General features: G+C 64.3%; 14 protein-coding genes. 1 reads left to right on the top strand and 13 read right to left on the bottom strand.

The window, feature by feature from the left end; translation table 11 throughout:
- Positions 1-8 precede the first annotated feature (8 nt).
- The 7 genes from NCR39_RS22295 to NCR39_RS22265 form a co-directional block, all read right to left on the bottom strand.
- Positions 9-1,397 carry an FAD-binding oxidoreductase gene (locus NCR39_RS22295; protein ID WP_250454237.1) on the bottom strand — a complete coding sequence of 463 codons (1,389 nt, stop codon included), beginning with the start codon at positions 1,395-1,397 and terminating at the stop codon, positions 9-11.
- Positions 1,398-1,566: 169 nt separating this feature from the next.
- Entirely contained in the window at positions 1,567-1,869 is a 303-nt protein-coding gene (locus NCR39_RS22290) for a DUF4148 domain-containing protein (RefSeq protein WP_250454236.1), read from the bottom strand.
- Positions 1,870-2,062: 193 nt separating this feature from the next.
- Entirely contained in the window at positions 2,063-3,355 is a 1,293-nt protein-coding gene (locus NCR39_RS22285) for an MFS transporter (RefSeq protein WP_250454235.1), read from the bottom strand.
- 26 nt (positions 3,356-3,381) lie between these two features.
- Positions 3,382-4,218: an NAD-dependent epimerase/dehydratase family protein gene (locus tag NCR39_RS22280; protein WP_250454234.1), complete on the bottom strand. Its 837-nt coding sequence runs from the start codon at positions 4,216-4,218 to the stop codon at positions 3,382-3,384.
- Between the two features lie 255 nt (positions 4,219-4,473).
- Complete coding sequence (locus NCR39_RS22275) at positions 4,474-4,914, bottom strand: MarR family winged helix-turn-helix transcriptional regulator (RefSeq protein WP_250454233.1); 441 nt, start codon at positions 4,912-4,914, stop codon at positions 4,474-4,476.
- Positions 4,914-6,827: an FAD-binding monooxygenase gene (locus NCR39_RS22270; protein WP_250454232.1), complete on the bottom strand. Its 1,914-nt coding sequence runs from the start codon at positions 6,825-6,827 to the stop codon at positions 4,914-4,916. The genes NCR39_RS22275 and NCR39_RS22270 overlap by 1 nt, the downstream gene beginning before the upstream one ends.
- Before the next feature lie 167 nt (positions 6,828-6,994).
- The gene (locus tag NCR39_RS22265) at positions 6,995-8,242 is read right to left on the bottom strand and encodes an NAD(P)/FAD-dependent oxidoreductase (RefSeq protein ID WP_250454231.1); all 1,248 of its coding nucleotides are present in this window, start codon (positions 8,240-8,242) and stop codon (positions 6,995-6,997) included.
- 127 nt (positions 8,243-8,369) lie between these two features.
- Here NCR39_RS22265 and NCR39_RS22260 point away from each other — a divergent pair, with 127 nt between their 5' ends.
- On the top strand, positions 8,370-9,110 hold the full coding sequence (locus tag NCR39_RS22260) for a class I SAM-dependent methyltransferase (RefSeq protein ID WP_250454230.1): 741 nt from the start codon (positions 8,370-8,372) through the stop codon (positions 9,108-9,110).
- 61 nt (positions 9,111-9,171) lie between these two features.
- Here NCR39_RS22260 and NCR39_RS22255 read toward each other — a convergent pair whose 3' ends face one another.
- From NCR39_RS22255 to NCR39_RS22230, 6 genes are read right to left on the bottom strand one after another with little or no spacing between them, the layout of a single operon-like run.
- The gene (locus NCR39_RS22255; RefSeq protein ID WP_250454229.1) at positions 9,172-9,606 is read right to left on the bottom strand and encodes a heavy metal-binding domain-containing protein; all 435 of its coding nucleotides are present in this window, start codon (positions 9,604-9,606) and stop codon (positions 9,172-9,174) included.
- Between the two features lie 25 nt (positions 9,607-9,631).
- Positions 9,632-10,057 carry a hypothetical protein gene (locus NCR39_RS22250; protein WP_250454228.1) on the bottom strand — a complete coding sequence of 142 codons (426 nt, stop codon included), beginning with the start codon at positions 10,055-10,057 and terminating at the stop codon, positions 9,632-9,634.
- Between the two features lie 39 nt (positions 10,058-10,096).
- Positions 10,097-11,344 carry a beta-ketoacyl synthase N-terminal-like domain-containing protein gene (locus NCR39_RS22245; RefSeq protein ID WP_250454227.1) on the bottom strand — a complete coding sequence of 416 codons (1,248 nt, stop codon included), beginning with the start codon at positions 11,342-11,344 and terminating at the stop codon, positions 10,097-10,099.
- Positions 11,341-12,567: a beta-ketoacyl-ACP synthase gene (locus NCR39_RS22240; protein ID WP_250454226.1), complete on the bottom strand. Its 1,227-nt coding sequence runs from the start codon at positions 12,565-12,567 to the stop codon at positions 11,341-11,343. The genes NCR39_RS22245 and NCR39_RS22240 overlap by 4 nt, the downstream gene beginning before the upstream one ends.
- A complete protein-coding gene (locus NCR39_RS22235; protein ID WP_250454225.1) occupies positions 12,567-13,292 on the bottom strand; it encodes a 3-ketoacyl-ACP reductase FabG2 in 726 nt (241 codons plus the stop codon). Before NCR39_RS22235 ends, NCR39_RS22240 begins: the two co-directional genes overlap by 1 nt.
- Complete coding sequence (locus NCR39_RS22230) at positions 13,289-13,777, bottom strand: hotdog family protein (protein ID WP_250454224.1); 489 nt, start codon at positions 13,775-13,777, stop codon at positions 13,289-13,291. Before NCR39_RS22230 ends, NCR39_RS22235 begins: the two co-directional genes overlap by 4 nt.
- Positions 13,778-13,780 lie beyond the last annotated feature (3 nt).

Raw genomic sequence — 13,780 nt, 5'->3', positions numbered from 1 at the left:
AAGCCGCGTCACACGATCTTGCCGGGGTTGAGCAGGCCGAGCGGATCGAGTGCGCTCTTGATCGCGCGCATTGCATCGATGTCGGCCTCGCGGCGGCTTTGCGGCAGGAAGTGCCGCTTCTTCACGCCGATGCCGTGCTCCGCCGAAATCGATCCGTCAAGCTCGCGCGTGACGTCGTAAATGACGCGGTCGATATCGTCGTGATCGTGCTTGCCCAGGCCCGGCACGTCGACGACGATATGGATGTTCCCGTCGCCCAGATGCCCGTAGATGAGGATGAGCGCTTGCGGCCAGCGTTCGCGCAGCCGCGCTTCGCAACGCGCGGCCGCATCGCCCACTTGCGCGATGGAAAAGCTGACGTCGTAAGCCGCGTGGTTCGGAATGAAGCGCTGATATTCGCCGGGCGCATCGCGGATGGCCCAGAACGCGAGCGCATGCGCTTCGGACGACGCGATCGCCGCATCGGTCACGACGCCCTCTTCCAGCATCGCGCCGAGAAACTCTTCGAACGCCTCGTTGTGCCGGACGGGATCGGTGCCGACGCTTTCCAGCAGCACGTAAAACGGATGCGACGACCCGAGCGGCGCGCGAAGATTCGGCAGATTGCCGAGAACGGCATCGTGATAGCCGGCCCACATGACTTCGAACGCCGATACGCCCGGCGCAAGACCGGCCTGCGCGCGCGAGAGCAGCGTGGTCACGGCCTTGAAGTCCGGCAGGCCGCACCATGCGGTCGCGGTCGCCGTGGGCTTCGGACGCAGCCGCAGCACGACGCGCGTGATGACCGCGAGCGTGCCTTCGCTGCCGATCAATAGATGGCGCAGATCGTAGCCGCTGTTGTTCTTGATCATCTTCGAGAGACCGCCGACGACCGCGCCGCTCGCGAGCACCGCTTCGAGGCCGAGCACCTGGTCGCGCATCATGCCGTACTTGATGACGCGATTGCCGCCCGCGTTCGTCGCGAGATTGCCGCCGATGGTGCAACTGCCGCGCGCGCCGAGATCGAGCGGAAAGTAGAAACCCGCCGCGCTCGCCGCTTCCTGCACGTTCTGCAGCACCGCGCCGGCTTCGACGGTCATGGTGCCCGACACTTCATCTATTTCGACGATGCGGTTCATGCGGTCCAGACTCAGCGCCACTTCGCCGCCGCGCGCGTTCGCGCCACCGACGAGGCCCGTCAACCCGCCCTGCGTGACCACGGGCTGCCGATAGCGCGTGCAGATGGCGAGCGCCTGCGCCACTTCTTCCGTGTTGCGCGGCCGAATGACCGCGAGCGGCACTTCGCCCGGCAAGCCGCTCCAGTCAACCACGCGCCGGTCGCCGAATTCATCGGGCAGCGCGACCACGTCCGCGCCGAGGGTTTCGCGCAATGCGCTTACAGCTTCGCCTGCCGTCATGTGCTGCGTGTCTCCATGTCGATGTCGATGGTTCGCCGGATCGCATGAACGCGACCCTTCATCGCGGCCTATGCCGCGTGGCGCCATGACACGAATAGAACACGCCGTCGCGATTGATGGCAAGCGTTTCCGCCAGCGAAATACTGGCAGGCGTGAGCAGGCCGAAACGCTACTGCGCCGCACTCGCTCCTATGCCTGCCTTCTTCTGCGCGTTCTGCAGGTTCTGCGGATAGTCGGGATCGTTCCCCCTCGACGGGTTGTAGCCCGCATCCTCCAGCTTCTTGAGCTCGGCGTTCTTCTTCGCGCGCGCCTGCTTGCGCGCGGCCTTCTTCTGTTCCTTCGTCATGGGCGCGGCCTGCGTCGTTGCTGTCGCACCGGAAGCGCTGGTCTGAGCGTAAGCAGGCAACACGGCGAGCGCGCCCGCAGCCGGCACGATGAACGACAAGGCAAGAATGGCGATTCTGTTTTTCATGACGACCCCGTTTTCGGATGAGATGTTGCGTCCGAGTATAGAAGCAAAAAGCGCCCTTCGCTGCCGTATGCGGCGTCTGGTCGTACAAGGGTGTTCGTCCGCAGTGAACAGTCGCAATTAAAAAAGCCGTCGTTCCTGCAAAGGAATCGACGGCTTGAAACAATAGGCCGATACGTCACGCAACGGCGCAACGTTATTTTGCTGCCGCGCCCGCTGTGACCCACTGCGCTTGCGCGGACTTGTCGTCGCGTCTGGCGAGCAGACACACGACGCCCGCCGCGATGATGTCGAACACGGCCAGCACCACGAACAGCGGGCTATAGCCGATCTGCGTGACCAGCACACCGAACAGCGCAGTGAACGCCGCCGCGCCGAGATAGCCGGCCATGCCGCCCATGCCCGTCGCGGTCGCGACTTCGTTCTTGCCGAACATGTCGGATGTGATCGCATACAACGCGCCCGACAAGGTCTGATGCGCGAAACCGCCGACGCACAACAATGCCACCGCGGCATACGGGCTCGCCACGAGGCCGACGCACGCCGGTCCGATCATGCACAACGCGCCGACCACGAACACCATCTTGCGCGACGTGAACAGCGAGACCTTCGCGTACTTGTGAAACAGCGGGCTCAGATAGCCGCCCAGCACGCAGCCGATATCCGCCGCGAGGAACGGCATCCATGCGTACATCGCGACTTCCTTCAGATTCATGTGACGCTCGGTCATCATGTAGAGCGGAATCCACGCGTTGAACGTCTGCCACGCCGGCTCGGAAAGAATGCGCGGAATGCCGATCGCCCAGAAGTCGCGGGTGCGCAGCATCGCAAGCCGGCTGCGCTTCACCCCGCCCGCATCGGCATGGATCGCTTCCTGGCCGCTCAGGATGTAGTCGCGCTCGCCGTCGCCCAGCATCTTCTGCTTGCGCGGATGCTGATACAGCGCCATCCACAGCACGCACCAGATCACGCCCGCCACGCCGACCATCACGAACGCGAGTTGCCATTCGCCGTGCATCAGCGCCCACACGACGAGCGGCGGCGCGAGCAGTGCGCCGATGGACGAGCCGATGTTGAACCAGCCGATCGCCACCGAGCGCTCCTTGGCCGGAAACCACTCGCTCGTCGCCTTGACGCCGGCCGGAATGCCCGCCGCCTCGGCCACGCCGAGCAGGCCGCGGAAGAACGCGAGGCTGCGCCAGCCCGTCGACCACGCCGCCGCCGCGCAGGCGAGCGACCACGCGAGCGCGAACGCCACGAAGCCGAGCTTGGTGCCGATGGTATCGAGCACGAAGCCCGCCACCGGCTGCATGAACGCGTAACAAAGCTGCCACGCCACCACGACGTGCGCATACTGCTCGGTGGTGATGTGCAGGTCCTTCATGAGGCTCGGCGCCGCGACCGACAGCGTATTGCGAGCCAGATAGTTGATGATGAGACCAGCCGCGACGAGGCTGACCATCCACCAGCGAATGCCTTTGATTTTCATGTGAAGTCTCCTCCGACCCTGACCGGTCAGGACTGTGCTGCCGACGAAGCGGACCGGCCGCTTGCGGTCGTATCGTTACGCGAATAGTCGATGCCGACGAAGCTGCCGCCCTGGAAGCGCTGACCGAGCGCATCGAGCGGATTCGGACGCGCGAGGATGGCGTCGGCGTAGTCCTCGGCGTTCTGCATCGGCTGGTAACCGAGGCGCGCGGCGCCGCTGTTGTCCCACCAGCCGCGCGCGTTCGCGGACACGCCCCACACGGTCAGAAAGCCGATGTCCTCCGCTTCGATGCAGCGGTCGAGGAAATGCATGAGATCGCGATGACCGAACCACGTGCTCAGATGCCGCGGCTCGGTCGGCCGCTCGAGGCAACTGCCGATCCGCACGCATACGCTCTCGATGCCGTGCTTGTCCCAGTACATGCGCGCGAGCGACTCGCCCCACACCTTGCTCAGACCGTAGAAGCCGTCCGGACGCAGTTCGCAATCGAGGCCGAGGCGCTCCGTGACCGGATACATGCCGATCGCGTGATTGGAGCTTGCGAACACGATGCGCTTCACGCCGTGGCGGCGCGCGCCTTCGTACACTTCGACGAGGCCGCGCAAGTTGTTCTCGATGATTTCGGGCAACGGACGCTCGACGCTCGTGCCGGCGAAGTGGATCAGCACATCGACGCCGTCGAGCAGGCGGTCCACCACGGCGGGATCGCGGAGATCGCCGTGCATGACGTCTTCACCTTCGACGAGCGGCGTGAGCGCGCGGGAGCCCGCGGCTGAACGTAACGGAATGCCACGTTCGATGAACGCAGCGCGGACGACGCAGCCAAGCTGCCCTCCGGCGCCGCTGAGGGCAATCTTCTTCATGCTTACCTTCGGGAGAAGGACGATGGCCGGTGCATCGCCATCGTCGTGTTCGGATAGTCGTACGATGACATACTATCCGGGCCGGGAAACTAGGCGAATACCCGTAGTTGTTAAGCGTTTAACCTCGTTCTGTCACAAAGACCAAAAGAGTCGATTGCCGGATTTATCATGAGATGTCATATCTCTTACGACGGCGTTGCGACGAGCTTTCGTATTCATCTTGTCGTCGTCGCGATGGCGCACTGCCGCTTCGTGCTACTCCGCAGCCGGCAAAAGCGCCGACAACAGCCGACGCAATTCCCTGCCCTCGGCCGGCGTCAGCTTCGCCGTGAGAATGCGCTCCACCTGCTCCACGCGCGGACGCAGCGTCGAAAGCTGGTTCTTGCCCGCCGGCGTCAGAAACAGCACGTAACTGCGCTTGTCGACGGGATCGTCGGAACGTTCGACGAGTTCATTGCGCACCATCCGCGCGACGAGATCGGCGATGGTCGAGCGGTCCACGTCGAGTTCGTCGCCGAGCTGCCGCTGATTGACGCCCGGCGTCCGATGCAGAATCTCGAGCGCCGCATACTGCACGCTCGTGATCTCCGTGGACACCTCGCTTTGCCACACAGCCAGATGGCGCTGCTGCGCGCGGCGCACGAGGCTGCCGGTGAATTTCGAAAGCTCGTCGGGATGGTCGATTTTGGCCGGCACTATCTGGCGGTTCCGCAAGTGGAATGGGTTCGAAAAGCGGGCCGCAGGAACGCGTTCAATTCGGCGAAGGCGTCGAGCGGAAGCACATGCGCGACGTACTGGTCCGGACGAACGACGACCAGCGCGCCGCGCTCGCGGTCAATACCGCGCTCATCGAAGATATTAGACGATGCGTCGCTCGAAAACGCCTTCTCGTAATCGATCAAACCGTGACGCCCCTTGCGCGGCAGCAACGCCGCGTGCAGATCTTCGAGCCGCACGTCGCGATGCGGCGTCTGCAACACGGCGCGCAAATCGATGACGCTGTCCGCATCGGCATCGTTCGGCGTGACGAGACGCATGATGGATTCCGGCGACGCGGCGAGATGATCGCACAGCGCATCGAGCGCCTTTCCGCTTGCATCGGAAAACGCGTACAAGCGCCAGCGGCCGTCCGCGCGCGCCACGTGACCGAGATGCATCGGCTTGGCATCGGCAATGCGGATGACGGGCGACGAATGAAAGCGCGTGCCGATCTCGAAGCCGCTCGCGAGCGACTGATGCGTGGCTTCGCCCGTCAGCGCGCCCGGCCGGTAACGCGTGGCCACGCCCGCCGTGTACCGGCCCGCGCGAACGAAATACGCCTGCAGTTCCGCCGGATCGACGCCGCCCGCTTCCGGACGCGCCGGATCTTTCGGCGGCGCGGCCATCATCGCGGACCATTCCTTGTCGAAGTCGATCAGTTCCTGCGCCACGGGCTGCCGCTCGTCGGAATACGTGCGCAACAGGCTCGCGTCGCTACGTCCCCGCAGCACTGCGCCGAGCTTCCAGCCGAGATTGAAGCCGTCTTGCATCGACACGTTCATGCCCTGACCGGCCTTCGCGCTGTGCGTATGACACGCATCGCCCGCGATGAACACGCGCGGCTCGCGCGCGCCGTGCTCCGTGATGGCATCGTCGAAACGCTCGGTGAGGCGCTGCCCCACTTCGTACACCGAAAACCACGCGACCTCTTTCACGTCCAGCGTGTATGGATGCAGAATGCTTCGCGCAGTCTCGATGATCCGCTCCACTTGAGTCTGCTTGATGCTGTCGCGATTCTCCGGCGTGATCTCGCCGAGATCGACGTAAAAGCGCACGAGATAGCCGCCTTCACGCGGAATGATGAGCAGGTTGCCCTTGGTCGCGGACTGGATCGCCGCCTTCAGGCGAATGTCCGGAAAGTCGGTCACGGCGAGCGCATCCATCACGCCCCACGCGTGATTCGCGGCATCGCCATTCAGCGTCTGGCCGATAGCCGTGCGCACACGGCTTCGCGCGCCGTCGCAACCCACCACGTAACGCGCGCGCACAGTGACCTCTTCGCCGAGCCGCGCTTCGTCCGTGCGACGCAGCGTGACGTGCACGGGATACTCGTCCGTGTCGTCGCGCTTCATGTCGGCGAATTCGAGGCCGTAATCGGGTTCGAGGCGTCTTGCGGACCGGCGCATCAAGTCGAGCAGATACTCCTGCACGCGCGCCTGGTTCACGATCACATGCGGAAACTCGGACAAACCTGTTTCGGTATCCTGAACACGTCCGGTACGCCGGATCTCGCCACGGTCATCCGCATTCGGTCTCCAGAACACGGTCTCGTTGACCCAATACGCTTCACGCAACATGCGTTCGCTGAGACCGAACGCGTGGAACATTTCGACCGTGCGGCACGCGACACCATCGGCCTGTCCCATCAGCAACGGGCCCGCGCGACGTTCGACAATGCGCGTGGTGATCGACGGGAATTGCGACAACTGCGCCGCGAGCACGAGCCCCGCCGGCCCGCTTCCGACGACGAGCACATCCACTGCATCGGGCATCTCGATGTGCGGCGCGCCATCGATGGCCGGTTCGATCATCGGATCGTCCGTACGAAATCCGTTGAGATGAAACTGCATGACGTCTTCCTCCATATGGTCTCGATCGACCCTGGATTCGAATATACTCCGTATGCCAACTATCTCAAAGGATTTCTCGCGAGCCTGCTGTTTACCCTGATGCTGCGATGAATCCGGCCCTGAAACGGGCCGGAGACTACGGGAATGTAAGCGCAGTGCGGCTTTCGTCAGTCTCGCAGCATGCACGCTTCATGCAGCGTATCGAGCCGACGCGCGGCATCCGCGACATACGGATTCGTTTCGTCCCACGCATAACCCGCGAGCACCGCGCAGACCAGGCGTCGAATGGCCGGCGTCTGATCGGGCGTGAAGATGATGTCCTGCAGCTTGCCCGAATACCAGCGTTCAACGAACGCGCGGAACGTGTCGATGCCCTTGCGCAAGGGCGCGTCGTAGTGCGCATGCCAGTCGATGACTTCGCCGTTCAACTGACGCTCCAGCGTCTGAACGGCGAGATGCGCGGAACGCAATGCAATGGTCACGCCCGACGAGAACACCGGGTCCAGAAATTCGCCCGCGTTGCCGAGCAGCGCGTAGCCCGCGCCATGCAGCTTCTCGACGTTCGCGGAATAACCGCCGATATGCCGCACCGGCATCAGGAACGGCGCATGGCCGATCAAGCGGTTCAGCGTCGGCTCGCTCTGGATCAGCGAACGCAGCTTCTGCTCGCGCTCGCTTTCACCGACATCGAGAAACGCCGCTTCGGCCACGCATCCCACGGAGGATCGGCCGTTCGCGAGCGGAATCATCCAGTACCACACGTCGCGATGCTCCGGATGCACGGCCACCGTGATCTTGTTGCGATCGTGCGCCTCGACGGGAATGCCGTCGCGCACATGCGTGAAGATGGCGGCGCGCGTGGCGAGGCGCGTCGGCGCTTCGAGATTCAGGAGGCGCGGCAGCACGCGGCCGAAGCCGCTCGCGTCGAGCACGAAGCGCGCATGCACCTGATATTGCGTGCCGGCTTCGTCGACGACATCGAGCACGGGCGCATCGCCCGTTTGCATGGCGAGCACGGTGTGACCGAAGCGCACGTCGGCGCCCTGCTCCATCGCGCAGCGGATCAGCAGATCGTCGAACACGGCGCGCTCGACCTGATACGTCGTGCCCCATCCTTTCGAATGCTTGTCGCGGAAGTCGTAAGCCGACGCCTGATCGCGATACACGAACTGCGCCCCGTTCTTGTACTGGAAGCCCGCCTCGACGACCGCGCGCAACATGCCCGCCTCTTCGAGATACGCCATGCTTTGCGGCAGCAGACTTTCGCCGATCGAAAAGCGCGGGAAATGCTGGCGTTCGAGCACGAGCACCGACCGCCCCGCTTTTCGCAACAGCGCGGCAGCGACCGCGCCCGACGGTCCCGCGCCGATGATGGCGACATCGACTTCGGCGTTCATCGAATCTTCTTTGTTCATTCTCTACATCCCTTCGTTGCACGCAGCAACAATTGCAAACACGACACATGCGCCGCGCATCAGCGATTACAATCACACGCGGACCATGCATCAATAACACCAAAACACTTCTTTACCGGATTCAATCGTGCAGTTCACCGAAACATCCAATGTGCCGTTCGTACCCGAAACCTCTTTCGGCATCTGGTTCCTGCGCACGCATACGTGGGAGCATCATGTTCTGCGTGTCGCCATCAACGACCTCAAACGCCTCATCGACTTTCCGATGCCCGCGGCACCCGTCATCGTCGATGTCGGCTGCGGACAGGGCCTCTCGTTTCGTCTGCTTGCGCAAGCGTTCAAGCCGCAGCGCATCGTCGGCATCGACTTTCATGAGCCATCGCTCGCGCTCGCAGCGAAATCCGCGCAAGCGTGCAAGCAGCGTCCTGAAACCGCCGCGACCGAAATCGAGCTGCATCGCGGCGATTGCGCGAATCTGCCGCTTCCGGACGCAAGCGCCGATGTCGTCTTCTGTCACCAGACGTTTCATCACCTCGTCGAACAGGAACGCGCGCTCGCCGAATTCCGCCGCGTGCTCAAGCCGGGCGGCGTGCTGATGTTCGCCGAATCGACGGATGCGTACATCAAATCGTGGGTCATTCGGCTGCTGTTTCGCCATCCGATGCAAGTGCAAAAGAGCGCCGACGGCTATCTCGACATGATCCGCAACGGCGGCTTCAGCTTCGGGCCGCACAACGTCTCGCTGCCTTATCTGTGGTGGAGCCGTGCGAAAGATTTCGGGCTGCTGGAGCGCATCGGCCTTTACGCGCCGAAGCCCGGCAAGCGGCGCGAAACGCTCGTCAACGTCGTCGCGAGAAAAGCCTTCTGACTCATATCACGATCACTGGGCGGCGCATGCATCGAGGCATGCGCCGCTTTCAGTTTCAGCCTCAGTTCTTCAGCTTGACCACTTCACCCTTCAACGCGACGCCTGCAATCACGGCGCCCGCGCCGCACGTGAACTGCGTTGCGCTCTCGCGCTCCACGTTCTCGTAGTTGCTCCTGATGTTGACGACCGCGTTGCCGCCTTCCTTGCGTGCACGCTCCTGCAACTCCCTCACAGCCGAAAGGAAGACGTGCTTGCACGCGTCTTCGTCGCTCTTGCCGAACGCGTTGGTCTTCTTGTTCGTCGCGAATACGCCGAGCGATTTCACGACCGCCGGATGCGTTTGCCCCGCGAAATACAGCGGAATGTCCTTGTCGACCTTGTCGGGTTCGCTGACCAGCGCGGACGCGATGGGATAGAACCGGATCGTATTGCGTGCGAACGCTTGCGACGAGAACAGCATGGCGACGGCTGCCGCACAAATGAAAAGACGCTTCATGATTTCCGAGTCCGTTGTTGACCGCTCATTCGACGTCCAGCTTCACGACATCGCCGCGCACGGCGAGCGTCGAGCCGTTGTTGCTCGATCCGCAGATGAACTCGGTCCCCGACGTGGTCTCCGTGTGCTGGAAGCGCGTCCTGACGTTGATGACGGCATTCGCGTGCTGTTCGCGCGCATAGTCGCGCAGTTGATCGAGCGCCTTCGCGAACGCGATATCGCAGGTCGCATCCTGACCGTCCATCGTGCGGGCCACGCGCACCGCCACTTCCTTCCTGCCGAACATCGTCTTGACGCCGGCGTGCTTCTGATCGCCGAAATACAACGTGACGTCCTTCGCGCTTTGCGTCTGCGCCGCAGGGGGCATCGGCAGCGAGCGCACCTGCGTCGTGCAGCCCGCTTGCGTGATCAACACGCCGGTCATCATTGCCAGAACGATTTTTCTTTTCATGGTGCAGTTTCGCTTCTGTTTGTTTATGGAGTGCGCCCGTTATTCGCCGACGGGCAGCGGCTGAATCTTCTCGAACATGAGGCTCGCGGAACTGCCGCCGAAACCGAACGACACCGACATCGCGCGCTCGATGCGCGCCTCGCGTGTCTCGCGCACGAGCGGCATGCGTTGCGCGAGCGGTTCGGGCGAGCCGGCGGTTCCCGTTCCCGCGATGAAACCGTCGCGCATCATCAGCAACGTGTAGATCGCCTCGTGCACGCCGCTTGCGCCGAGCGGATGGCCCGTCAATCCTTTCGTCGATGAAAACGGCGGCACGTCCGCACCGAACACCGCCTGCAACGCACGGAGTTCTTCGGCATCGCCGAGCGGCGTGGAAGGTGCGTGCGTGTTGATGTAATCGGGCGATGCGTCCGCTTCGTCGAGCGCCATGCGCATGGCCCGCGCGATGCCGTCCGCGTGCGGCGACACCATGCCCGCGCCGTCCGTGCTCTGGCCGAAGCCCGTGAGTTCCGCGTAGATGCGCGCGCCGCGTGCGAGCGCGTGGTCGAGCGCTTCGAGCACGAGCACGCCCGCACCGGAGCCGATCACGAAGCCGTCGCGCGCGCTGTCGTAAGGACGCGAGGCTTGCCACGGCGTATCGTTGAAACCGCTCGACAGCGCGTGCATCGCGTCGAACATCAGCGTCATGTTGTCGTGCAGCGCCTCGCTGCCGCCCGCGAGCACAATTTGCTGGCATCCCGTCTGGATCAACTGCATGGCCTGGCCGATGGCGAGCGCCGATGTCGTGCACGCCGACGATGGCGAATACGCGACGCCCTCGATGCCGAACGCCTGCGCGACGTTCGCGGACGCGGTGCTGCTCATCGCCTTCGGGACTGTGTACGGCGGCGTTCTTTCGATACCGCGCGCCACCGCGATGCCGAGCGCCACGTCGTATTCGGCCATTGCGCCGACGCCCGAGCCGATCACCGCGCCGGCCTTCGGCGAACGCAGCATGGCGTGATCGAGCCGCGCATCGTCGATAGCCTTGCGCGCCGCGTGACACGCGAAGCGCGCCGTCTCGCCCATGAAGCGTTCCAGCTTGCGATCGAAGGGCGGCTCGTCCGCCACCGACGCCACCGCCGCCACTTGCGAGCCGAAGCCGCGCTCGCGCCACGCGTCGATGCGCGTGATGCGGGAGCGCCCCGCCTTCAGCGCGGCGCTGACCGTATCGAGCGTATTGCCGAGACACGAGACGATGCCCATGCCCGTGACGACGACGCGCTGCATGCCGTGCGCCTTCTTCATCGAACGCGCCGGAAGACGAGCGACGTATTGATGCCGCCGAACGCGAAGTTGTTGCTCATCACATATTCGGCGTCGATCGTGCGCGCCTCGCCCGCGATGTAGTCGAGCGGCGCGCAGGCGGCATCGACTTCGGTGAGATTGAGCGTCGGCGCGTACCAGTTGCGCTTCATCATCTCGATGGTCCACCACGCTTCCAGCGCGCCGCACGCGCCCAGCGTATGTCCGACGTAGCTCTTGAGCGAACTGATCGGCATGCGCTCGCCGAAGGTCTGCGCGGTCGCATGACTTTCCGCGACATCGCCGCGATCCGTCGACGTGCCGTGCGCGTTCACATACGCGATGGCTTGCGGATCGAGCCGCGCGTCGTGCAACGCAAGCTGCATGGCGCGCGCCATCGTGCCGGCGGTCGGCTGCGTCATGTGCGCGCCGTCCGAATTGCAGCCGAAGCCGACGATCTCCGCATGGATCGTCGCGCCGCGCGCCACGGCGTGCTCGTACTCTTCGAGCACCAGCGTCGCCGCGCCCTCGCCGACGACGAGACCGTCGCGCTTCGCATCGAATGGACGCGGCGTGAGATGCGGCTCGTCGTTGCGCGTGCTCGTTGCGTAGAGCGTGTCGAACACGGCGACGGCCGGACCGGAGAGTTCTTCCGCGCCGCCCGCGAGCATCATCGTCTGCTTGCCGGTCGCGATGGCTTCGTACGCGAAGCCGATCGCCTGACTGCCCGACGCGCACGCCGACGACGTCGGCAAGATGCGGCCCTTCAAGTCCCAGAAGAGGCCGACGTTCACGGCGGTCGTGTGCGGCATCATCTGCACGTAGCTGTTCGATGTCACATCGGTCATCGAACCGGTTCGCAGCATCGTGCCGAACGCGCGGATAGGCTCGACCGATCCCGACGACGATCCGTACGCGACGCCCATGCGTCCGTCGCTGATCGACGCGTCGCCGGCGAGGCCCGCGTCCGCCAGCGCCAGTTCGCTCGCGCGCACGGCGTACATCGACACGATGCCCATCGATCGCGTCTTCTTGCGCGGCCACGCCGACGGCTGCTCGAACGCGGGCAGCGGACACGCGAGGCGCGTGTGCAGCCCATCGAAGAAGTCCCACTCCGGCATGCGGCGCACCGCGTTGCGGCCGCTTTTCAGCGCGGCTTCGATTTCATCCCAGCGGCTGCCGAGCGCCGTGACGCCGCCCATGCCCGTAACGACGACTCGTTTCATCAGATCATCCCGCCGTTCACGCCGATCACCTGGCGCGTCACATACGAAGCCGCATCCGACATGAGGAAGCTGACGACGGCGGCCACTTCGTTCGGCTGGCCGACGCGATTCATCGGCACCGTCTTCAGCGCGTGTTCGACGGGAACGTCGTCGAGCATGCCTGTATCGATCAATCCGGGCGCGACGCAATTCGCCGTGATGTTGCGCGATGCGAGTTCGACGGCGAGCGCCTTGGTCGCGCCGATCAGCCCGGCTTTCGCCGCGCTGTAGTTCACCTGTCCGCGATTGCCCATCACGCCCGACACCGATGCAATGGTCACGATGCGTCCGCCCTTCTTCGCACGCACCATCGGCATGGTCAGCGGATGGATCACGTTGTAGAACGCGTCGAGACCGGTTTCGATCACGACGTCCCAGTCTTCGTCGGTCAGTGCGGGAAACGCCGCATCGCGCGTCACGCCCGCGCTGCACACGATGCCGTAATACGCGCCGTGCGCGGCGACGTCGGCTTCGAGCGCTTCGCGGCACGCGGCGCGGTCGCGCACGTCGAACTGCACGACGCGCGCCGCGCCGCCCTGCGCGACGATGCCCGCCGTCACCGCTTCGGCTTCGGCGCGTCCGGTGCGGCAATGCACGGTGACCGCGAAGCCGTCGGCGGCCAGTTGATACGCAATCGCCCGGCCGATGCCGCGGCTTGCGCCGGTTACGAGGACTCGACGGCTCATGAACTGAAGCTCCCTTCGATGAATGTCTGAAAATCGCGTGGCTGAAAAACCTTGATGACCGCTTCCGCGTAACGCTCGCCGTCGTGGTCGATCGTGCATTCGTACGCGCCGTGGCCCTCTTCGCTGCGCAGCACTTCTTCCACGCGAATGGCGAGCCGCGCATCGCGCGCAAAGGCGCTCACATGCGCGCGATAACTGCGCGTGCCGAGCAGCACGCCGGGACGCGCACGGCCGCCCGCGCGCATCGCGATCAGCGCGACATGCGCGGCCACCGCCTGCGCCATCAATTCGATGCCGATCCACGCGGGCATCGCGCCGTGTTCGTCCGCGTACCACGCGTTTGCGCGCACGGTGGCGAGCGCGGTGAGCGCGGCGTCGCTGCACGCGACGACTTCGTCCACGAGCAGCATCGTGCCGCGATGAGGAATGATCGTTTCGATCGGCGCAAACGCGCCCTTGTCGTCGATGTGTGTGTGTCCGGTCATCGT

Source organism: Caballeronia sp. ATUFL_M2_KS44 (assembly GCF_023630965.1).
GTDB classification, from domain to species: domain Bacteria; phylum Pseudomonadota; class Gammaproteobacteria; order Burkholderiales; family Burkholderiaceae; genus Caballeronia; species Caballeronia concitans.
The sequence above is the reverse complement of the archived record's forward strand: the minus strand, read 5'-3'. Positions and strand labels throughout refer to the sequence as shown.

Bases quoted from the DNA above. Each gene is read 5' to 3' on its own strand.
- NCR39_RS22235 (WP_250454225.1), bottom strand. From the start codon at position 13,292: ATGAGCCGTCGAGTCCTCGTAACCGGCGCAAGCCGCGGCATCGGCCGG.
- NCR39_RS22265 (WP_250454231.1), bottom strand. From the start codon at position 8,242: ATGAACAAAGAAGATTCGATGAACGCCGAAGTCGATGTCGCCATCATC.
- NCR39_RS22285 (WP_250454235.1), bottom strand. From the start codon at position 3,355: ATGAAAATCAAAGGCATTCGCTGGTGGATGGTCAGCCTCGTCGCGGCT.
- NCR39_RS22280 (WP_250454234.1), bottom strand. From the start codon at position 4,218: ATGAAGAAGATTGCCCTCAGCGGCGCCGGAGGGCAGCTTGGCTGCGTC.
- NCR39_RS22230 (WP_250454224.1), bottom strand. From the start codon at position 13,777: ATGACCGGACACACACACATCGACGACAAGGGCGCGTTTGCGCCGATC.
- NCR39_RS22290 (WP_250454236.1), bottom strand. From the start codon at position 1,869: ATGAAAAACAGAATCGCCATTCTTGCCTTGTCGTTCATCGTGCCGGCT.
- NCR39_RS22255 (WP_250454229.1), bottom strand. From the start codon at position 9,606: ATGAAGCGTCTTTTCATTTGTGCGGCAGCCGTCGCCATGCTGTTCTCG.
- NCR39_RS22295 (WP_250454237.1), bottom strand. From the start codon at position 1,397: ATGACGGCAGGCGAAGCTGTAAGCGCATTGCGCGAAACCCTCGGCGCG.
- NCR39_RS22245 (WP_250454227.1), bottom strand. From the start codon at position 11,344: ATGAAGAAGGCGCACGGCATGCAGCGCGTCGTCGTCACGGGCATGGGC.
- NCR39_RS22270 (WP_250454232.1), bottom strand. From the start codon at position 6,827: ATGCAGTTTCATCTCAACGGATTTCGTACGGACGATCCGATGATCGAA.
- NCR39_RS22240 (WP_250454226.1), bottom strand. From the start codon at position 12,567: ATGAAACGAGTCGTCGTTACGGGCATGGGCGGCGTCACGGCGCTCGGC.
- NCR39_RS22250 (WP_250454228.1), bottom strand. From the start codon at position 10,057: ATGAAAAGAAAAATCGTTCTGGCAATGATGACCGGCGTGTTGATCACG.